Consider the following 22,174-nt stretch of genomic DNA (forward strand, 5'->3'; position numbering starts at 1 on the left):
ATATAACCCTATTTTTTATGAGCTATATATGCCTAGTCCACACAGCCTTGGTGATTAGTCTTTAAAATTCATAGGCTAAACTCAAACGAACATCACGCCCTGCGGCGGGTATCCCATCGGAGAGAAACGGCACCACTTGCAGATCCGTAAGATTTTTTACCATCAAACGCACACTTAATCCCTTTAAGATGGCTTGAGGTTCATAGGCGAGATACACATTCTGTAGGAAATAATTCTCGCTTGGCGACTCGGCATTAAAGATATCACCGTGGGGAACATTGGTTTGCGCATCATACCAAGCGCCCTGCCAAGCGATAGAAATGTCATCTGTGATATACATGCCTAAACGCAAACGAATATCGAGCGGGGCTATGTTAGCTAAATATTCATCGTCATCTTGGCTGTCTCTGAGTGACCCATTGTGCTGTCCTTGCAGCCATGAAACCGCAAGATCACTGAACACATCTTGATAGCGATATTGGGCTTCAAAATCAGCACCGTAAATATGGTAACCATCAAGATTGGTGTAACCGCTTTGAATTAACTGGGTTTTATCAGACTTAGCCCCACGGCGCTGGGCAATATCATCACGACCTAAATTGGCAAACAGGGTGATTTGCGTCGACAAAGCATCCTCATTGGCAAGTACATGCTGATGCTGCGTCATTAGGCCTAATTTGAAGGCATGTAAGCGTTCGACATCAATGTCGCGACTCGTACCAGTAATGCTGGCTTTAGCGTATTGCACGGCATAAATCTCATCCACCACAGGGGCTTGCAAGCTATAAGCGTAATCAAAGTTTAACCGAGCGTGATTTGTCAGTTGATAATCTATGCCTAATCTTGGTGAGAACCCCGAATGATGGGTTGAGCTATAATCATGGCCAGCAGCAATATCATTGTAATCCGGTGCAATATTGGGTCGACCTATGCTGTAGATAAAGTCATATCGCAGCGAGGGAGTCACAGTTAAGTCATTAGTAAGATGAATTGCATCGCGAATATAGGCAGCATAGGTATCTTGACGGCCTTCAGGTTGGTAGTAAGGTGTGTACCAGCCAAAGTTTTTCTCGGGATTTGTTTCATAACTTTTGTTAAACACTAACGAAGTGCGGTCAAGACTACGGTACTGTAATCCTGTGGTGATCTCATGATCGCCAATCAAGCTCAAGTTGTTGATATCAATGTAGTCACGTTTATAGTCTAGCCAAGATTCGTGACCGAAGTTGCCTACGGAAACCGTCATTTTCTCCCACGCGATATCGGGTCTTACCCAGTGGCGTGCATTCGCCGAATGGGAAATCACCACTTGGGTATCGATCAGGGGATTACTCGGCGAATAGCGATAATTAGCCGACCAAGTGTTATCTTCATAGGTGTTGTAGGCGGTTGTGGCATACAAAGCCTGCTCGTAGGAACCGTACTTTTTGATGTTGTAGTCCGAAATTGCAGGCATAGGGCCACGGCGATTAGCCCAAGGTTTGCGGCCCTCATCAAGATAATGGGTCACGCTCAAGGCTAATTGGTGATCGCCCTGCGCGTAATCCATCTTACCTAGGTAGTTATTTTGCTCATAACCTGAATATTCAAACTCTTCACCATTGGCTAAAGTGACATCCCCCGCATCGCGACGCGTAAGATGCAGCAAGCCAGATAGATGTGAATTCACGCGGCCATAAACTGTCCCCGTATAACCCATAGCGTCATTATTGCTGGCGTAGCTGGTTTTGGCCCGCGCGCCAAGTGATTGATCATATTTAAGAAAATCATCGGCCGATTTAGTGACCACATACATGGCACCACCAAAACCCCCATTGCCCGAGCGCACATCATGGGCCCCCTTAATCACTTCCACTCGCTTGATGAGGTCAGGATCGAGGAAAAATGAGCCGTAGCGATACTGCTCAAATCCCACCGGAGCATTATCCACATAAACGTTAAAATCTTCAGTCTCGCCAAAGCCCCAAATATTAATCCGCTCACCTCCACTGCGGGTACCGCCATCGATATGCGCCCCAGCCATATCATCGATCACTTCGGCGAAAGTTGTCGCCTGCATCTCCTCGATTTGATCCATGGAAATAATCGCTTCACCGGGTTTAGCGACTGTGATGGCCCTGCGATATTGCTGCCCATGAACCTGCAGGATCTCAATCGGCTCAACCTTAGGCTCGCCCAATACCTCTGCGGCGTACAACGGCATTGAGGACAATATACATAATCCCATGAGCGACAGATTTCTATTCGCTTTCCACTTATCACATTTAGGCAGGCAACCCATTCAACGTCATCCTATTAACAAACCAATCTAAAAATAGGGCGGCATTATAGGCACTAACGAACAAGATAAGAATAGTTCTCACTTAGCTTTACGTGTAAATAACCGACTTATTGAAAACAAGGTAGAAGCGGCACAATGCAAAAATTTAAGTGAAGATCTTGCCGAAGGATGGCAGTATTGGCACCCAACTTGGCAGTCTTAACTATCGTGTTTTAACTATCGTGTTTTAACTATCGTGTTTTAACTATCGTGTTTTAACTATCGTGAGTAAGAACGGACGGGCGATACGGGAGGATATGTCAGCAACTCACCTTGCTCCTCAATCGGCATTAATACTGCTTGTGCTCGGTTTATCTGCATTAATAAGGTTCCCTGATAATGGCCACTCTAACAACTAAAATCCCCATCGCGACTGGTGCAACATTCAGCACGGCAAGCCTGCAATTTTTAAATCAACTGGCACAAAACAACTCCCGCGACTGGTTTAAAGCCCATCAGGCGGAATACGAAGAAACAGTGCGAACGCCTGCGCTGCAATTTATCGAGCAAATGCAGCCCAGTATTCTCGCCCTCTCGCCTAGGCTCACTGCCGTACCAAAAAAAGTCGGCGGCAGCTTGATGCGTCCCCAGCGAGACAGCCGTTTTAGCAAAGATAAAACGCCCTATAAAACCAATGTTGGCATTCAATTTCGCCATTTTCAGGGCAAAGACGTGCATGCGCCGGGACTATATTTACACATTGCCGAAGATGGCTGTTTTATTGCCGCAGGGATTTGGCACCCAGAATCGAAAGCCTTAAATGCCATTCGCACTTGTATCGATGAGAATCCCAACGGCTATAAAAAGGCGCTACAAACCTTACAAAGTCATGGATTTAATATGGATGGCGATAGCTTAACTCGACCACCAAAGGGATTTGATAAAAACCACCCTATGCTGATAGAGCTAAAACGAAAAGATTTTATCGCAGTTAAAAATATCGCCTTTGAGGAACTCTGCCGCCCAGATGCAGCCAGTTTTTGTGCCGAGCAATTTGCACACTGTACTCAACTGATGGCCTATCTGTGTTTTGCGCTGGACTTGGACTTTTAGAAATAGGCTTTTAGAAATAAACTTTTAAAAATAGATTTCTAAAAACATGGCCTAGGCAAAAACCTAGGCCAATCAAACTATGTCATTTGCAGTTATGCAGTCTGATTAGCACTCAAACTACGTAAATAGTCTTGCAATACAACAAACGCATTGTCTAACAACTCATATTCGCCCGCCTTGCCTAACACTCTAATCCCTTGTAATTGCAGCACTAAAAAAGCAGCAACTTGATGTGGTTGCACATGGGCTAATAGCTCTCCACGCGCTTGGCAAACTTGTAACACTTGGGTGAATGAGGTCTGTAATCGACAAAATAATCGCTGACATTCCTGCAGCACACTTTCATCGTTAAGGCTCTTTTCGAGCACAGCATTTTGCATAAAACAGCCATACTTTTGCTCCCGCTGCAAAGCAACAAAGCGCGCTAAATAAGCTTCTATTTCAGCTAAGCCCGCTTTTTCATGCAGCAAAGTATCTGAAGCGCCAAAGGAGTAGTGATCGAGGTAGAAACTGAGGCACTCGCGATAAAGATTCTGCTTGTCGCCGAAGCTGTTATAGAGACTAAATCGATTAATGCCTAAATGGCCGACGAGATCGGAAATCGAGGTTTCGGCAAAGCCCTTTTGCCAAAAAAGCTCCATCGCCAATATGAGTTTTTCTTGCCGATCAAAATTACAACTCCGTGCCATAGCCTGCGACCTAATCTCTTGAATACGCGTTCACGATCAGCTTCACCATTCCTCTTTACTACAGAAAGTTGAGGGGTAAATCATTCTTGACTGATCGTTTAGATATGACGTAAATTCTAACCTAACCGATCGTTCCGTTAAAGCCTTATATGCTCAAATCGAGCATAAAGCACTGATAAAAACTACAGGACTTTAGATGAAACTCTACGAATTAGCTCCGACTCCCAGCGCACGCCGCGTCAGTATTTTTCTTGCAGAAAAAGGCATAGAAGTGCCAAGAGTGAACGTCGATATCCGTGGAGGCGAGAATTTAAGCGCTGAGTTTAAAGCCAAAAGTGTAAATGGCCGCATTCCACTGCTCGAACTCGATGATGGCAGTTACCTGTGTGAATCTGTTGCCATTTGCCGCTATTTAGACGAAATCCACCCGAGTGAGCGTTCACTGTTTGGTAATACACCGCTTGAGCGCGCCAAAGTAGAAATGTGGCAACGCATCATAGAGTTACAAGGATTAATGGTCGGGTTTCAAGCCTTTCGTAATTTAAGCTGTGTCTATAAAGACAGGGAAAATTGTGTCGAGTCTTGGGGCGCAGAATCACGCCAAAGGGTCATTGACTTCCTACCAACCTTAGACCAACAATTGAACACGTCAGCCTTTGTGGCAGGCGATGCATTCAGTATTGCCGATATTTCGGCTTACGTTTTTATCAGTTTTATTAAAAATTTAGACATCGAAGTGGCTGATAACTTGCCGCATCTCAAGGCTTGGTTCAACACTATGACGCAGCGTCCTGCCATAGTATCGTTAACCCCTAAAAAATAGCGGCGCTAATGCCTGATGATGAATATTCATGGGTACTAAAGTGAGTAGCTATAAGCGTTATAACCTTAAGGAATCATCATGATAGATTTATACACAGCCGCGACCCCTAACGGTTTTAAAATTTCCATCGCACTGGAAGAAATGGGACTTGAATATCGCGTCCATAAATTAGATTTCAGTACCAGTGAGCAAAAACAGCCCGAGTTTATTGCCATTAATCCCAATGGTCGCATTCCCGCCATTATCGACCGCGATAACGAGGATTTTGTGGTATTCGAATCAGGTGCGATTCTGCTGTATCTAGCCGAAAAAACAGGTAAATTCCTGCCAGCCGATCCTAAAAAGCGCTCACAGGTGATCCAATGGTTAATGTTCCAAATGAGCGGCGTCGGCCCCATGATGGGACAAGCCAACGTATTCTTTAGGTACTTCCCTGAAAAAATCCCTGCAGCAATAGAACGTTATCAAAAAGAAGGTCGACGTTTATTCGAGGTTATGAATACTCAACTAGCTACAAATCAATACCTTGCTGGTGACGAATACACGATTGCCGACATCGCAACTTGGCCTTGGGTGCGGATCCACGAGTGGAGCGGCATCAATATGGAAGGTCTGACACATTTGCAACGTTGGTTAGATGAATTAGCACTCAGACCCGCGTGCCAAAAAGGCATAGTCACGCCACCACCGGTGGAAATGAGTGATGAAGAACGGGCTAAGCAAATCCAAAAGATGGTGACGAAATAATCACCTTCCAAGCGGTAATTGAGCGATAGCCTGCAAATAACCCTTTGGTACTGAATGCACTATGAGTCTCAGTGACCCAACCACAAAAAGCCCTGCAAGTTGATACTACTTTGGGGCTTTTTTTCTGCCTGTTATCGGGCAAAACTGCTACACTCTGCGCCACTTATTTTTCCCCTCTGTTCGCTACACCTCTTACATAAGGCGCAGTCACAGAAGCATGATCTAGGCTAAATTTATGGGTAATCCAAGCAGCTTCTCTTCCGGTAAAGCATCCAACTCAAACACATCGTCAGCGTTAGATGCAGAGGCGAGCACTCCAGCGCAAAAACGTGCACTCAGTTACGCCAGTACAATTAAGCAATTATTCGATGAAATTCAAAGCAGTAAAATGCCCGCCGACCGTATTCTGGCCAACTACTTTAGAGAACATAAAAAACACGGCTCGAAGGATCGTAAAGTCATCCGTGAATCTTTGTTTAGTCTATTTCGCTGGTGGGGTTGGTTTCAGCGATTAGGCGATCAACAAGAATCAGCGACTTATTTTGCCAGCCTAAGTGCCAGTGCGTTATTGGAAGCCCATGCTTGGCAAGATATCGCCACTGCTTGGCATGAGTTATCGCAGTCGCCTATCGATTATCAACAGGCTCAAGCACTTGCCGTTGACAGTCTCGACGACAAACTCACGCTAATGCAGCATTTATTTCCCGCGGCTAAGCTTAAATCACAGGATTTATTACCCGACTGGTTCTGGCAAGTGTGCCCTGTTGATGCGGCTCAGCAAACGCAATTAATTGAAGCTATGTCCAGTCGCCCGCCGATTTGGGGACGCGCGCAAGGGATCACGAGCCAAGATGCGGCGGCGCAGCTGAAAACGATAGGTATCGATGCTAGTTATGGTCATTACTTTAACGATGCCATTAACCTTAGCAGCAAGAGTATGAATCTTAATGAAATCGCCCTGTATAAAGACGGCAACATTGAGATCCAAGATTTGGCTTCACAGGTCATAGGGCAAATTTGCGCGCCAGAACCCGATGCCCATTGGTGGGACGCCTGCAGTGGCGCCGGCGGTAAAACCCTGCAGCTGCGGTCTTTGATGCTGACCAAGGCTGCTGATACTCAAACACCCTCTACGGGCAGCATTATATCGTCAGATATTCGCTCCAATGCCCTAGAAGAACTGACTAAACGCGCCCAAAGAGCTCACTTTAACGGTATTAGCGTTGCCCGTTGGAAGAGCGATGCCCTCCCCGTGCCAGCGGATCATTTCGACGGTGTGTTAGTCGATGCCCCGTGCAGTTGTACTGGCACTTGGCGACGTAATCCTGATATGCGTTGGTTGGATGGTGTTGAAGCCGTGGCCGATAAAGCCGCGTTACAGCTCGATATTTTAAGCCGTAGTAGCCGCGCAGTTAAAGTGGGCGGCATCCTCGTTTACGCCACGTGTTCCTTGTCGCCGCTCGAGAACCAAGACGTGGTGACAGCATTTTTACAGCAACATCCAGAGTTCACGCTCACGCCGATACGCCATCCTTTTACGGGTGAACAAACAGAAATGTTGACCGTATGGCCCTTTGAAGCGAATAGTGATGGTATGTTTGTCGCGCGTATGCTGCGCGTCAAGTAACACTAACTCATTATTTTGTATCAAAACTTGGCGCCTTTCATTCTGGGCGCCAGTTTCAATCATATAATATAATTTCCGACGATAATTACACTTATCCTTTAATTATCATAATGATAATCCACATATTCCCCATTGAAATCTCAGATACGGCCATTTCAGTGGCAAGATATAGCCTTTGGACAAAACTTTTCACCATCAGTGATGAAATATTTCGCTTTAGCTTCATCTCACCTTTGGGTAAAAAGATCGGGTGCTGCGAATGGCACAGGTATTTTTGGAATTTTGACCATGTCACACTCCTATGAATTTGACGACGATGATGCGCCATGGGGCGATAACGTCAAAGGTAAGCAAAAGAATAAACGCGTGAAACAGCGCCGCAGAGATACTAAGCGACGTTACTCGGACGATAATACAGAGGTGGATTTCTACCAAAATAAATCGAAGTAACTAAATCTAAGTACCCTTGCTATCACGGGTTTGTTTTACAAATTCGTTCTGTGCTAAACCTGCCAAATCTGAGCAAGTTGGATAATATCCAACTTGCTACTCAACTCCGTTATCCCCTCTCAAATACTTAATCATTCCAGTGTAAAATCAATGGGCTTAATTGCTTATTTGCCCTATGCTTTTTGGGCTATAACTCCCAAATCATTGGACTTACACTGAAATTTAAGGATGAACGCCATGGAAAAACAGCGCCCCGACTTTATTTATCCCCAAGGCAGTATGTTGATGCACTCGCCCTTAGTGCTAAATAAAGCCGATATGTACGGTTTTTTTCTTAAGGGGAAACGGGAAAACCTGCAACGCTCTATCGATAAAACCCTGAATCAAGTTGCCGGCAGCGCAATGTATTTTAAGGTGCTGTCTCCCTACGTACTGACAACCTTCACTCAAATTGAAAAAGCGTATTCCGCTTATCCAGAGGACAGAGCTAAGGGCTGGATCCAAGAAACGGACATCATCACTTGGGTCATGATCGGGCGCCAAGATAGCAGCGACAGTAAACAAATCAGCCAAGTGTATTTTCAGCCGCTACACATTTGGGTGAACGATGCCATGGCCTTAATTAATGGCAGAGAACTCTTTGGTTATCCTAAGTATTTATGTGAATACACTATGCCAGCGGTTGGCGAGCCTCTGACGCGATTATCCCTTGAGACCAAAAGTTTTTTACATTTCTCACCCGAAACCGAACTTGCCCTGCATCCATTAATTGAAGTGAATTGCGATGCCAAACCCGAGGCACAGCTTTCAACCCTTGAAGCGATAGCTCAAACTTGGCAACTCTTTAAAGAACAAACCGATTTTATTCCAGAACTTGACCAGCTTGGCGAAGAGCAGCTATTTCATCTGTTATTTAAACCCGCTATCGATCAAGTATTTCTAAAACAGTTCCCCGACTCGTCAGGGCAAAAAGCCATTTATCAAGCCATCGTTGCCGCGCCAGCCCAAGTGAATAAAGTGCACAGTGTTGCCCTGCTAAAAAATGATTTTGTCGCGACCATTTTTGATAATGCCAGCTTCCCGTTAAAAGATACGCTCGGGGTCGAGATTGGTGAGCAGCACGTTTTACTCCCTTACCATGTGAACTTCGATTTTGAAGTGCCGCCCGGCGAAGTATTAGTCGATAACTCCGAAATCAAAAAACAGAAAATAGCCATTCTCGGTGGCGGTGTCGCGGCAATGACCGCAGCCTGTTATCTAACCGACAAACCCGGCTGGCAGAATCAATATGAGATTGATGTCTATCAACTCGGCTGGCGTATCGGTGGTAAAGGGGCAAGTGGCCGCAATGCCGCTATGGGGCAACGCATCGAAGAACATGGTTTACACATCTGGTTTGGTTTCTATCAAAACGCGTTTGCCTTAATGCGTAAAGCGTATGAGGAATTGGATAGGCCAGCAAACGCGCCGCTTGCGACTTTTTTTGATGCCTTTAAACCCCATAACTTCATCGTCTTACAGGAAGAAGTTGATGGCCGTTCTGTGAGTTGGCCAATCACTTTCCCAATGCTACCAGGCATCCCAGGTGATGGCACCGAAACCCTCACCTTCTGGAAAGTCGTTAAAGTCGCCTTTGCGTGGATAAAGGAATGGCTCAAAGACATGGATGACCTGCTCGATGCAGATGAAAAAGCCATGGGAACACCTAAAAACTGGCTCGATAGCAGCTGGTTTGAACGTTTAAAAGATAAGTTAGAGGATTCAGTCGAAGATGCCAAAGAATCACTCGACACGCTCAGTGATAAGCTTGAATGCCATTTCAATCAAATGATTGGCCGCGAGTGCGATGAGCATGTACACAGTGAAAGTGACGATGGTCTTGTAGAATCAGCTGTCGATGCCCTGCATCAAAGACTCGTGAAACGTTTTAGCGGACATTTAGATAATAATGACGAACTGCGCCACTTATATATAGCCGCCGATCTGGGGCTCACGATCCTCAAGGGCATGTTTGCCGACGATGTGTTTGAAAAAGGCTTTGACGCCATCAATGGCTATGATTATCGCGAATGGTTAACCAAACACGGCGCCAGCCTTAAGTACACAGTCGACAGTGCGCCAGTGCGCGGTTTTTACGACTTAGTGTTTGCCTATGAGAAAGGCAACTTCGACAAACCTAATGTCGAAGCGGGCACAATTATCCGCGCTATGTTGCGTATTGCCCTGTGCTATCAAGGTGGCGTGATGTGGAAAATGCAGGCGGGCATGGGTGATGTTGTGTTTACACCTTTTTACGAAGTGCTCAAACGCCGCGGAGTCAATTTCCACTACTTCAATCGAGTTGATAATCTCGAATGCCGTAATCAAAGTATTCAAGCGATTGAGATCACTGAGCAAGTAGCTCTGGCGCCGACTGTCACAAACTACGATCCTTTAGTCGATGTGAAAGGTCTCGCTTGCTGGCCGAGTACGCCCAATTATGAGCAGCTTGAGCCTGAGCAATCGGCACTGCTTAAAGCCCATAATATCAATCTTGAACACTTCTGGAGCGATTGGGACAGCGTGTATGAAACTCACTTTGGCAAAGCCCTGCCGAAAAAGCGTTTAGTCAAAGGCGTAGATTTCGACAAAGTGATCTTCGGTCTATCCATAGGTTCTGTGCCCCACGTGGCGAGTGAAGTCATGGCACAAAGCCCAGCCCTCAAGCTTTGCGTTGATAAGGTGCAAACTGTCGCCACTCAAGCCTATCAACTGTGGATGAACCAAGATCTGAATGGGATAGGCTGGCCTAATTACTCTGAAGATAGCGAGGAGCCCGTATTATCGGGCTTCACCGACCCCTTCGATACTTGGGCATCGATGAACCAACTGCTAGACAAAGAAGATTGGCGCGGCTTAGAACCTAAAAATGCCAGTTACTTTTGCTCGGCATTGCCTGTCGAGGCCTATCCACCAAGCTCGGATGTAGATTTCCAACAACAGAAAACCTTAGAAGCTAAAGCGGGTGCTATCCATCAACTCAATACCGAAATCCATAAACTTTGGCAAAATGTCGGTGATAGCTTCCCTTGGGAATGGTTACACGATGAACAAGGCCGTCAAGGAGTTGCCCGCTTCGATAGCCAATATTGGCGCGCAAATGTAGACCCATCCGAGCGTTATGTCTTATCGGTTAAAGACAGCTCGCAGTATCGCATCACGACAGATGGCACAGGGATAGATAACCTGTATATGACGGGCGATTGGATAAAGACAGGCCTTAATGCGGGCTGCGTCGAAGCGGCGACGATGGCGGGAATGCACACATCAAAAGCGATATCAGGTCATCCTGCGGTGATTAAGGGCGAAAAAGACTTCTAAGCTCGTCCTTAAATCTAGCTAAGTCGCAAACTTGGACACTGCTCAGTCCAAGCAAAATGAAGCTAATAAATCTAAGATAAATACATAAACGGCGCAGATAAATTCTGCGCCATTTATGTTTTCTAATGTTCTAATAATACCAATCGTATTAAATATCAGTTCATTCAGCGGGAGTTCAACGCGCTTTAGACAAGGCGAAGGCTTGAAGGCATAGTGGTGCTCTGTCGAAAGCCTTAAACGCAGTATAAAGGGCGTTGCCATGTAGTAAACATCAGCAGCCCTTGGGGAGCCTCACAGGTATCCCACTCCCGTGTTGTATTGACTTAAAAGGGAATAACCATTTCTGCGTCAATGCGCCTTGGATTGAGATGCCTGTGAGGCTCTGAACTGATTAGCTATTTAATGTGATTGGTATAAAACGATTATTTTAACTTTTTCAATAGCTAGCTTAAATGTAGCCTCACATCGACACCGCGAGTATCTGCATACTCTTGACGACGCTTATCCATACGCGATTGATATAAGTGAGTGTCAGCAGAACGCAACCACTCATGGGGATCTGCGACCTCAGTGTTTAACGACATCCCAAAACTACACTGACAATCTTTAAAACCATGGCTTGCTAATTCTTCACCTAAGCCACTCAAAGCACTCTGTAATAACTGGATACCAGCAGAAGGCGTCACAATCACAAACTCGTCACCACTAATACGATAAACCTTCATGTGCGCTAAGTCTGTTGCTTGCAATAACTGCACTATCAACAGCAATAATCTATCGCCTTCTTGATGGCCGAGTGTTTCATTGACACTTTTCAGACTATCGATATTCAATAGTGCTAACGCCATCGGTTGCACGACTTTATCGGCAAATCCTAATTGTGAGTTCATATATTCGTCAAAGGCATAACGATTACCGACTCGCGTTAATCCATCTAAACGTGCCTTTTCCCATGCAATCGCTAACTCTTCAATATGCGCCTTACGTTCCTCAGCAAGTAATTTCAGCTTATTCGCTAACGCTAAGGACAGTAATAACGCATCAGCCGTACCGCCCATCAGAGTCGCAAGCTCTGCATGTTCAATGAAATCGGGAGTGAGCCCCATATTTCCGGGTAAAATAATCACCGCAGGCAACAGCAAGCAAGTAAAGGCAAGAATAAAATAACGCGCAGGAGCAAAGCCTTTCATCAAACACACATTACCGCAGGTAATTGCTAAAGCAATCCATAGCATGATCAGTACAGAGGCAATAATTGCCGTATAGGACAACAACCAAATACTGGTCGGCAGAGCCACAATACAGGCAAACATTAAATACTGACTAAGACGCCACAGCCGCGGTGAGTAACTAGGCAACTGCAGGAAGTGCTTGTAAAACATGATATTAAAAATGGGCAAACTGATGAAAAACAGATGATGCAACTCAAGGTAATGAAAATTAAATAAGTGTGCGGGCAAATGGAAAGTCAGTGCCCAGCCACCAAAATAAGCAAATACGTAAAGGCCATAGTAGAGAAAGGCTTTATCAAGAATAGAGATATAAATCAAAATATTATATAAGGCGATAAACAATAAGCCGCCTAAACATAGCAGCACTGCCATTGCGAGACGGTCAGACATAAGTTGATGATCCGCCACACTTTGCAAAGCTATCTCAGGGGGAGATGAGTAATAACGACTACTCAGCTTCACCACCAGCCAATAATCCGTGCCCATATTCAAGGTGACCTTACGGCCATAATCGAATAAAAACTGGTATGGAGCACTGTAGCCACTGTGGGCATGTTGTACGCTGCCGTCACTGCCGAGTATCCAATAATCTACGGATTCAATAATCGAATTACTTGCATCCACTACCCAGTTTGATTGACGTTGATTGACCATCACAGGTGTAATCATCCAATAATCGCCACCGGTTAAGCTGACCGAACTAGCTTCGTCGAGTTGTCCCATCCAATGGGGCACGGTTTCAAACCGATCAGGAGGCTGTTGATCCGCTTTAGCATGGAACAAATACGGGGAGTCCAACGCAATTTCAGCGCTTAATACAGAGGGACTTAATGTCCACAATAAAAGTAAAAAACACCCAAATAGAGTTTGTTTAAGTTTGTTCATCGGCTTATTTAGTTAAAGGGCCATAGATCATTTTTACAGCTATGAAGAAAATGCTAATGCTGTCAATCTTAGTCGATAGTTGGATTTGTAGATTAACTTTATGGCTACATTTAGTTTTTTACAATCAGTTAGGCTAAATTAGTCGGATATACCATGCCTTATGATGCTATTTTAGTCTCAAAGTCCAAACTGCGGCATGAAATTCAAGATACACCTTAATACTGACTTATTTTTGCTGGGATCCTATGCAGCCTCTATTGATGATTTTAGCCGCACAACTACTGATTGCCAGCGGTAACCTATTGGTTAAGTTGCTTGAAACCAATGTGCCTGTTTTTCAACTGGTGCTCTACAGGCAATTATTTGCCACTCTGCTTGTACTGCCTTTTGTGTGGCACTTACAGGGTAATCTTAAACTGAGTCCTTTTTACAAAGTGCATCTCGCCCGCGCACTATTGATTGGACTGGGCAACGCCATTTTTATGCTTGCTATTCTGCATCTTCCGCTCGCAACAGTAACAGCAGTGATTTATACCTCACCCTTGTTACTGCTAGTACTATCGGCCATTTTTTTAAATGAACGTATTGGTTATCGACGCACGGTCGCAGGTCTTATCGGCTTTAGCGGCATTTTGCTTATCAGCCAACCAACAGAATTTAACCTGTACATAGGTTTAGCCTTTTTCGGTGCCATGACATCAGCGTTGAATAGTTTGATTTTAAAGGCCTATTCGACCCATGAACATCCTTTTTCCATGCTCTTTTGGTCTAATGCCTTTGCGATGATATTTCTGATACCTGCGACCTTATACGAAGGCGCCGAATTTAGTTTACCAGTGGCGCAAGTGGGGCTGACTTTGGGACTATTTTACATTGCCATGACCTATCTCATCATCCATGCCTATCGACGTGCCGATGCGAGCCAAATGGCACCAGTAGAATATACAGGATTGATTTTTGCAGCCTTGTTAGGCTGGTGGATACTCGATGAAGAACTCAGCCTAGTGATTTTAATCGGGATTGGATTGGTCATTTTCTCATCCATATTACCAAGCTACAGTGAGCTAAAGGCGAAATGGAAAAGCCGGCGAAGTTAACCTCGGCCGGCTCTTTACATCGACTGCTAAGTTAACGCAGCGAGATCAAAACGATTTGTTTTAGAAACGGAATTTACCGCCAATATACACACCATCTTCGAAAGTAAAATTGCGGGCATCATCATATTCGAAGGCAATCTTGCGGTAACCAACATAAAGTGCCATGTTTGGCGTTATACGGTATTGCACTTTTGAGTCTAATTCATAATGACCATCAACATTGCCAAATGACAATACAGACGGTGCATAGTAAGCCGCGGCGTGCAGTGAAATATTGGGTCCCATTGATAGTGCATAACGACCGCCAACAGAAACGGCACTGCCATTGGGTGAATAGTCAGACCAAAGCTGGCTTAACTGAGCACCGACCTCAAAGTGATGCACACCCGCATCATGGGTCATGTGCATTGCACCTTGAGCGATATGGCCGCCTTCATCCGCATAGATATAACCCAAAACTGCGTTAGTATCTTTGTTCAATTGCAGTTCTAACTCAGTTGAAACCACATCGTTGTTCAACCCAAGATTAAATTCTGACGCATTCACTTGCAGCGCTGCTGCACTCAATAATAAGACACTTGCTACTCTGAACTTAGCCATAAAAAAACACCTCAATAATGACTGTGGGTAATAGCCGCGGATCATACCGAATAAATAAAGAAAATCAGCCTATTTGCGTATAATGAGGGATTATTTGCGAGTAATATACAAATGTAAAACAAGATGAAAACACATTAAGATCTAAGTCTTTTCACTTACAACACAATTAGACCGCCGGGGTACGATCGTCAACTAAAGACTGCATTATCGCTTCAGCATCGACATTAACGCTTAAAGCTAAGTAATACCAACCCACAGTATTTCCCGTGCCACGGATACTCAAATAATTACGCCAAAACTGAAAACCAGCCTTCAATAAATTAGCTTGACTCGACGTGTTCTCGGCGCGAATAGTGGCGTATAAAATCAAGATCCCCAAAGCCTTAGCCACTTCGATACGTTTTTGCGTTAAACCTTGTGCTATGCCTTGACGCCGATAATGGGGCGACACCACCAGATAACCCAGTTCACCGACAGTGCCTTTATCGACAGTGCCTTTACCAGCTTTTATCGCAGCACAACCCACTATCTCACCCTCGATAGTTTTCGCTAAGATCACCGCACGGGAATGGAAAAAGACCTGATGATCCAACGGATGAGCATTATCATCACGCCCATCAATTAATTGTGCCGCCAGCGCTAATTCTTCCGGCTTTTCACCTATAACAAACTGAATGTTATTCATATCCAGATTAAACCGTTAATGTTCCCAACATACGCTGAATGCACACCAAATTGCCGTGCATTCATCTTCCAAACTCACCCAAGAGCCCACGCTACAGATATAACAACGTCGCCATACCTAAGAAAGTAAAGAACCCCACCACATCGGTCACAGTCGTTAAGATCACTGAACCCGATAACGCCGCATCTTGATTAAACTTCTGCAACACCATAGGCACTATCACCCCAGCAATAGCGGCAACGGCCATATTAATCAATATCGCACAGCCAATCACTATACCTATCGTCGCTTCACCGAACCACCAGCCAGAGACTAAACCTATCACTATCGCCCACAAAAATCCGTTAACTATGCCAATGCCGAGTTCGTTTTTCATTAGCGAAAACAAGTTACCCGCCGAAATCTGTCCCATGGCCATGCCGCGGATCATTAGCGTTAGAGATTGGCTCCCCGCGATGCCGCCCATAGAAGCAACAATCGGCATCAACACAGCTAATGCAACCACTTGCGATAGGACATTTTCAAATAAACCAATGGTCGCTGAGGCAAGGAAAGCCGTCAGTAAATTGATCCCAAGCCATACAGCACGGCGCTGAGCACCTTTCATAATCGGGGCGAACAAGTCGTCGGATTCATCCATACCCGCTGTTGCCATCAACTGCGCCTCATAATGCTCACGCACTAATGCCGTTGCGGTTCTTAGCGTCACACGACCGATTAACTCTCCGGACTCATCAATCACAGGCAATTCAATTTCGCGGCTGTGCTCTATCGCTTCGGCCGCTTCCAAAAGACTCGTATCGGCGGATAACGCACGGCAGTCCTCAGACAAAAGTGAAATCAATAACTCATCGGGATTATGTTTAAAAATATCATAACGACGAACAGTACCTTGATACTTATCCAGATCATCAACGATAAACAAATTGTCGTTACAATCGAGCTCTATACGGCGAAAGAAGCGCTGCGCTTGAGCAACTGTCGCCTTATCACTGAGCACCAACATTTGATGATCGGTATAACGGCCGATTTCATTCTCAGAGTATTGATCATAAAGTTCGAATCGTTGTCGCTGACGCTCTCCCATCTGAGCCAAGGCACGATCGGTAAAACTTTCAGGAAGATAATCACTCCACTCAATTAAATCTTCTGGGCTTAATTGCGCAAATAACAGATCCACTTCATTGTCAGGCATCCGCTTCAGGATCCCCATACGTGGATCGGCACGCATTAGGCTCAGCACAGTCACTCTGTCAGCAAATTCAACTTGCTGCCAACGCTCATAACGCTCATCCAAGGGCAAGGACTCAAGCGCTAAGGCTATGGTTCCAGGTTCTGAGTCATTCAGAATTTCACTAAACACTTCAGCCTGTTCTTCGCCTTCAACTTCAGTGAGTTGTTGAACTACTTGCCCCACATCAGCTTGCATGTTTGTTTCGTATTCTGCGTCATTTTCTATCACACAGATGCCCTTTTCTTTAGCCACAAAATTGCTGTAACTATATTGATAATTAAGTAAATTAGCAAACCCACAAAATAAATTGCGCGCAATTATATTGCTGAAAATTATTTTAAGGTTTATGCTGTTTGGCTAAGATCCTACGGAGGTGAACATGACTACGAATATATACAGCCAATCAGCAACAGACATTCAAGGCAACGCGGTAAGTTTAGAGCAGTATCGAGGCAAAGTACTCTTAATCGTCAACACCGCCAGTGAATGTGGATTTACACCGCAATACAAAGGATTAGAAACGCTATATCAAAAATACAAAGATCAAGGATTAGTGATTTTGGGCTTTCCTTGCAATCAATTTGGCGCCCAAGAAAAAGCCGATGAACAAGGCATTCAAGCCTTTTGCGAATTGAATTTTGGCGTGACGTTTCCGCTATTTTCTAAAATAGAAGTGAATGGCGAACATACCCATCCACTTTATCAATACCTTAAGAAAGCCGCTCCCGGCGTATTAGGCACTCAAGGTATCAAATGGAATTTCACTAAATTTTTAGTTAATCGCCAAGGCGAAGCAATCGAAAGATTTGCATCAACGACCAAACCCGAAGCATTAGAAAGTAAAATTGCTGCTTTGCTAAAATAATTTAATCACTATCTATTTGAAATCTTGCAGTTTATAAAAATTTAGATTTATTTTAAATTTTTTATGGAACTTTAACCGTACAAGGCCCCTCAAATGTATTGAACAGTGAATGTCTTTTTCATGTTCATCATCTCCCTGGGGCTTCTAGCGCAGTCCCCTTGACCTAGGAATAGGTCATTAGGCAACCATTAGGTTGCCTTTTTTTATCCCTTTATTTATATGTAAAATAAATGTAACAACTAAGTATGGGCACTCAATATCTCTCAAAAACTTTTTTTGTCTTTTTTCTGATATCGGTGAACTTAATTAAAAATGGCGACTCTGAGTATAGGTAAGGATTAACGGATAAGATTAAATGCACCTTGAGAATGAAATATGTAAAGTCGCAGTTTCATGCACTCAAATGACACAGTTTCTGTTTTATCGCATTGAGTCGAATTGGTTGGTCGTTCATCATCATCTCCCTTTTGGGACACAATAGAAAACACGCTAGCGCACTGAATTCTATTTGTATCCCGCACTGATTTCCTTGTGGCAACCTTAGGTTGCCATTTTTTTTGCTCAAATTTCAACAAGCGCTAACGCTAGCTCATAGATTAATAAATCTGGCACGCATTTAATTTTTTATCCCCATGATTTTAATGTAAAACAAATGTAACACTTAAGTGCGAGTACTCAGTATTCCCCAGAAAAATGTCCCAGAAAATCTTTTTGAAACTTTTTGAGATTTTTTTCTGATATCAGTGAACTTAATTAAAAATGGCGACTCTGAGTATAGGTAAGGATTAACGGATAAGATTAAATGCACCTTGAGAATGAAATATGTGAAGTCGCAGTTTCATGCACTCAAATGACACAGTTTCTGTTTTATCGCATTGAGTCGAATTGGTTGGTCGTTCATCATCATCTCCCTTTTGGGACACAATAGAAAACACGCTAGCGCATTGAATTCTATTTGTATCCCACACTGATTTCTTTGTGGCAACCCATAGGTTGCCATTTTTTTACCTAAATTTCTATAAGCTGAGTGATTTGTCCAATTGAACTTGAATCGAAGGATGGTAGCCTGCACGCGCCTTTGTATAGATGTCTTTTAATTCAGAGTGATATCCCGCAATTTGTAACTCAGCATAGAGTGGCCGCACAAATTTACCGCGTCCAATACGCACTAAATAGGCACTTAATGCCGGCAACACAGGATCATAATGATTACGAATCGCGACTCGAAACCAATCACAGGCAATTTCTGCATTAGTCGATTGGGTTAATTGGAAGGTTTCATCCAGATCCATCAATTGAACTTGACTAACAACTTCAGGTAATTGGGTCAGAAAATATTGCCAATGGTGCACTCGCCAATCTTTAACGCTTAACCGACCCGCTGCTGTTCCCTGTAGAAAACACGCCAGCGCATCATCGACTTTATCTAAACTCATAGATGTTGGTCCGCAATAGCCCTTAGGTAAGCCTTCACCATAAATCCACGTTAATAGTTCAGCTTCAGTGATTTTATCTGCGTGTAATTGCAATAAAGTTTGTTTTGCGTACTCGACAAACACTTCGGTGGTAATGGCTTTAAACGCAAAATGATTCACATAAGTGAGTAAAAATTTATCAAACTCTACTCGCCCTAGCCTACGCTCTAAATCATGGACAAACATCGAAGCCTTATCATAAGTAAAACGATTAAAGGCAAGATTAGGATCGTCCTGCTGCACATTAGCGGGTAAAGTTTGCTTACCCGTAGGCAAAAACGCTATTTCTTCTTTTAAGCGACCAAACTCTATTACCCATTCTAATTCTGCCTGTTCTTTGCCGTAGACAGCCTCGACAATACGGTTAGTAAAATAGGTCGTGAAACCTTCGTTTAACCAGAGATCACGCCAAGTCGCATTACTGACCAGATTACCCGTCCAAGAATGCGCTAACTCATGGGCAACGGTTGACACTAAGCTTTTATCACCAGCAATGAGTGTGGGCGTTAAAAAGGCTAAACGCGGATTTTCCATTCCACCGAATGGGAAACTCGGCGGCAAGATAATCATGTCATAGCGGCCCCATACGTAAGGACCTAACAATGACTCGGCAACGTCGAGCATGTGCTCAGTATCTTCAAACTCTTTTGTGGCGGCCACTAACATGCTCGGCTCGGTATACACGCCGCATCTTGGACCTATCGCTTGAAAGGCAATATCACCCACAGCCAAGGCCATTAAATGGGTCGGAATAGGCTGTTCCATCTCAAAGTGAAACACACCATTAAGTGGCGTATCGGGATGATTCATCGCGCTCATAACGGCGCGCATGCCTTTGGGCACTTGCACCTTAGCATCAAAAGTGATCCGCGCCTTAGGCGTATCTTGTAATGGGATCCAACTGCGGGCATTGATCGGTTGCGATTGACTAAAGAGGTAAGGTAACTGTTTACCCGCGGTTTGCTCAGGCGCTTGCCACTGTAATCCTTGGGCGGACGGCGAGGTTTGATAGTGAATACAAACCTGCTTGCATGGAGATTCTGGTAACGTGATACACAATTTTTGCCCGAGTATGGGGTCAGCTTCATTAAGCACAAAGTCGAGCGGTTCTTCATCCATTTCTGTTAATGCATTCACCCCCTCTGTAGCATTAAAACAAGTCACAGCGAGTATGGTTAGATCTCGACTATCAAGCCAAAGCTCTGTTACATCACACTCAAGAAAATCCAAGGACAGCGTCGCTTTAGCGAAAAGACGCTGCGCGTCAAAATCCACCATGACATCCAAAGAGACATGGGTCACTTGCACTTGTTCGGTATTCGCAAAAGAATGGTAATCTCGGGTTAAATCCCAAGGGGCTACATCAGCTAATGTACTCTTAGTTGGTTGCAACACTGTCGCCTCGATATTCAAGTTTTGAGCGGTATGTTCTAAATAGTGAGTTATGAGTTACCTTGCGGTGGTGACGGGCTTGATAACTTATCACTAATCATTAGAAGGTATTATCGACTGCAAATTTACTCAGAGGCAAATCGTAACTGAGCTCTAGAGCTCCTTAGGAACAAGTTTTTTTGTAACAGTTCATCTTTAGGTGTAGATACCGAGTTTGCAATAGGCTATCTCTAGCTTGCTGGATTTATCGGTAGTCACAGTAGAAGCAGCTAAAATTGAGACGTGCAAACTTGGCAAAAATCGAGTCAGCCTCTTTTTATAAAAACAAAATGCAAAATTATTTAAAATATTTCGCACTTTCCCTGAACTAATTTGATGATGCTGAGTCAGATATTATGAACCGAATCTTTGTAATGAGTTTCTTCGTTCATCATCATTCTCCTTTAGATGGTTTCTAGCGCGACCGTCCCAAGATTCCGAATTGGAATTTACAGCAACCTACTTAGGTTGCTTTTTTTATGTCTTTAATTTGGTATAAACCCGACATCATTACACATTTAAAACCACAAAAACAAAAAGGACCTCCTGGGAGGTCCTTGATTAACAAGCCATTTGACTTACAAACGAATACCTACTTGCTCTAAATCTTTAGCAACTACGCTATTAGGCACTGGCACATAGCCATCTTTCTCTACCACTTGCTGACCTTGCTTAGACAATACATAACGCAGGAATTCTTTTTCCATTGGTGCTAAGTCTTTGTTTGGTTGCTTGTTCACGTAAACGTATAAGTAACGTGATAGTGGGTAAGTACCATTAGCCGCGTTTTCAGCTGTAGCTTCGATAAACTCATTGCCTTTCTTAGCGATGGCAACAGCTTTAACACCTGCAGTTTTGTAACCGATACCTGAGTAGCCAATCGCATTCAGAGATTGAGAAACAGATTGCACAACAGAAGCTGAACCAGGTTGCTCGTTTACGTTAGCTTTAAAGTCACCTTTACAAAGCGCGTGCTCTTTAAAGTAACCGTAAGTGCCCGATACTGAGTTGCGACCGTAAAGTTGAACGTCTTTGGCAGACCAGTTACCGTCTAAGCCTAAATCGCCCCAACGTTGGATGTCACTGCTACCACATTTGTGAGTTGAAGAAAAAATGCCATCAACTTGCTCAACGTTTAAACCTTTGATTGGGTTATCTTTATGTACGAATACGGCTAAAGCATCGATAGCTACACGAATCGCAGTTGGCTTATAACCAAAATGCTTTTCGAACGCTTCAACTTCATTAGGCTTCATCTTACGGCTCATAGGACCGAACTGTGAAGTGCCTTCAGTCAACGCTGGTGGCGCAGTAGAAGAACCCGCCGCTTGGATCTGAATGTTGACGTTAGGGTACATTTGTTTAAATTCTTCTGCCCAAAGTGTCATCATGTTGGCTAAGGTATCTGACCCTACAGATGATAAGTTGCCAGATACACCGCTCGCTTTTTCATAAGTAGGCAGAGATGGATCAATCGATGCCATCGCAGTGGCAGAGAATACACCAGCGGCTGTTAGAGTAATCGCGCCGACAAGCTTTTTCAGTTTCATTATGTGCTCCAGTAGTAAGCTAACTAATTTGTAACTTAAGTTTCTTCAGAC

Annotated in this window: 17 protein-coding genes; 8 read left to right on the forward strand and 9 right to left on the reverse strand. The window is 44.2% G+C overall.

Annotation, left to right across the window (positions count from 1 at the left end; all coding sequences use genetic code 11):
* Window positions 1–61: 61 nt before the first annotated feature.
* On the reverse strand, window positions 62–2,281 hold the full coding sequence (locus L5L91_RS02725; protein ID WP_263235624.1) for a TonB-dependent receptor: 2,220 nt from the start codon (window positions 2,279–2,281) through the stop codon (window positions 62–64).
* Between the two features lie 378 nt (window positions 2,282–2,659).
* Here L5L91_RS02725 and L5L91_RS02730 point away from each other — a divergent pair, with 378 nt between their 5' ends.
* Window positions 2,660–3,373, forward strand: a complete 714-nt coding sequence (locus L5L91_RS02730) for a DUF2461 domain-containing protein (protein WP_028760663.1) — start codon at window positions 2,660–2,662, stop codon at window positions 3,371–3,373.
* A 92-nt stretch (window positions 3,374–3,465) separates the two neighbouring features.
* Here L5L91_RS02730 and L5L91_RS02735 read toward each other — a convergent pair whose 3' ends face one another.
* Entirely contained in the window at window positions 3,466–4,062 is a 597-nt protein-coding gene (locus tag L5L91_RS02735) for a TetR/AcrR family transcriptional regulator (RefSeq protein ID WP_263160715.1), read from the reverse strand.
* A 196-nt stretch (window positions 4,063–4,258) separates the two neighbouring features.
* Between L5L91_RS02735 and L5L91_RS02740 the strand changes: the two genes are divergently transcribed.
* The 5 genes from L5L91_RS02740 (at window position 4,259) to L5L91_RS02760 (ending at window position 11,069) form a co-directional block, all read left to right on the forward strand.
* A complete protein-coding gene (locus L5L91_RS02740; protein WP_263235625.1) occupies window positions 4,259–4,885 on the forward strand; it encodes a glutathione S-transferase family protein in 627 nt (208 codons plus the stop codon).
* 78 nt (window positions 4,886–4,963) lie between these two features.
* Window positions 4,964–5,632: a glutathione S-transferase family protein gene (locus L5L91_RS02745; protein ID WP_173245951.1), complete on the forward strand. Its 669-nt coding sequence runs from the start codon at window positions 4,964–4,966 to the stop codon at window positions 5,630–5,632.
* A gap of 235 nt (window positions 5,633–5,867) precedes the next feature.
* Window positions 5,868–7,259, forward strand: coding sequence for an RsmB/NOP family class I SAM-dependent RNA methyltransferase (locus L5L91_RS02750; protein ID WP_263235626.1), 1,392 nt, complete (start codon window positions 5,868–5,870; stop codon window positions 7,257–7,259).
* A 288-nt stretch (window positions 7,260–7,547) separates the two neighbouring features.
* Window positions 7,548–7,709, forward strand: a complete 162-nt coding sequence (locus L5L91_RS02755) for a hypothetical protein (protein ID WP_006080915.1) — start codon at window positions 7,548–7,550, stop codon at window positions 7,707–7,709.
* A gap of 237 nt (window positions 7,710–7,946) precedes the next feature.
* Complete coding sequence (locus L5L91_RS02760; protein ID WP_263235627.1) at window positions 7,947–11,069, forward strand: NAD(P)-binding protein; 3,123 nt, start codon at window positions 7,947–7,949, stop codon at window positions 11,067–11,069.
* A gap of 42 nt (window positions 11,070–11,111) precedes the next feature.
* Here L5L91_RS02760 and L5L91_RS02765 read toward each other — a convergent pair whose 3' ends face one another.
* Together L5L91_RS02765 and L5L91_RS02770 are read right to left on the reverse strand one after the other, a co-directional pair.
* Window positions 11,112–11,330 carry a hypothetical protein gene (locus L5L91_RS02765; RefSeq protein ID WP_263172322.1) on the reverse strand — a complete coding sequence of 73 codons (219 nt, stop codon included), beginning with the start codon at window positions 11,328–11,330 and terminating at the stop codon, window positions 11,112–11,114.
* Between the two features lie 182 nt (window positions 11,331–11,512).
* Window positions 11,513–13,186 carry a diguanylate cyclase gene (locus tag L5L91_RS02770; RefSeq protein ID WP_263235629.1) on the reverse strand — a complete coding sequence of 558 codons (1,674 nt, stop codon included), beginning with the start codon at window positions 13,184–13,186 and terminating at the stop codon, window positions 11,513–11,515.
* A gap of 245 nt (window positions 13,187–13,431) precedes the next feature.
* On the opposite strand from L5L91_RS02770, the gene L5L91_RS02775 reads away from it, so the two are divergent.
* Window positions 13,432–14,283, forward strand: coding sequence for a DMT family transporter (locus L5L91_RS02775; RefSeq protein ID WP_168823280.1), 852 nt, complete (start codon window positions 13,432–13,434; stop codon window positions 14,281–14,283).
* A gap of 60 nt (window positions 14,284–14,343) precedes the next feature.
* On the opposite strand, the gene L5L91_RS02780 is transcribed toward L5L91_RS02775, so the two are convergent.
* From L5L91_RS02780 to L5L91_RS02790, 3 genes are all read right to left on the reverse strand, one after another.
* Window positions 14,344–14,883 carry a YfaZ family outer membrane protein gene (locus L5L91_RS02780; protein WP_028760670.1) on the reverse strand — a complete coding sequence of 180 codons (540 nt, stop codon included), beginning with the start codon at window positions 14,881–14,883 and terminating at the stop codon, window positions 14,344–14,346.
* Window positions 14,884–15,049: 166 nt separating this feature from the next.
* Window positions 15,050–15,568 (reverse strand): GNAT family N-acetyltransferase, encoded by a 519-nt coding sequence (locus tag L5L91_RS02785; RefSeq protein WP_263235631.1) that lies wholly within the window; start codon window positions 15,566–15,568, stop codon window positions 15,050–15,052.
* A gap of 91 nt (window positions 15,569–15,659) precedes the next feature.
* Window positions 15,660–17,030 (reverse strand): magnesium transporter, encoded by a 1,371-nt coding sequence (locus L5L91_RS02790; RefSeq protein ID WP_028760672.1) that lies wholly within the window; start codon window positions 17,028–17,030, stop codon window positions 15,660–15,662.
* Window positions 17,031–17,181: 151 nt separating this feature from the next.
* On the opposite strand from L5L91_RS02790, the gene L5L91_RS02795 reads away from it, so the two are divergent.
* The gene (locus L5L91_RS02795; RefSeq protein ID WP_263180919.1) at window positions 17,182–17,667 is read left to right on the forward strand and encodes a glutathione peroxidase; all 486 of its coding nucleotides are present in this window, start codon (window positions 17,182–17,184) and stop codon (window positions 17,665–17,667) included.
* Window positions 17,668–18,683: 1,016 nt separating this feature from the next.
* Here L5L91_RS02795 and L5L91_RS02800 read toward each other — a convergent pair.
* Entirely contained in the window at window positions 18,684–20,537 is a 1,854-nt protein-coding gene (locus L5L91_RS02800; protein WP_263235632.1) for a M1 family metallopeptidase, read from the reverse strand.
* A gap of 614 nt (window positions 20,538–21,151) precedes the next feature.
* Window positions 21,152–22,123, reverse strand: a complete 972-nt coding sequence (locus L5L91_RS02805) for a PstS family phosphate ABC transporter substrate-binding protein (RefSeq protein WP_131522972.1) — start codon at window positions 22,121–22,123, stop codon at window positions 21,152–21,154.
* Window positions 22,124–22,174 lie beyond the last annotated feature (51 nt).

This window comes from Shewanella sp. SM55 (assembly GCF_025654025.1).
Taxonomy (GTDB): domain Bacteria; phylum Pseudomonadota; class Gammaproteobacteria; order Enterobacterales; family Shewanellaceae; genus Shewanella; species Shewanella oncorhynchi.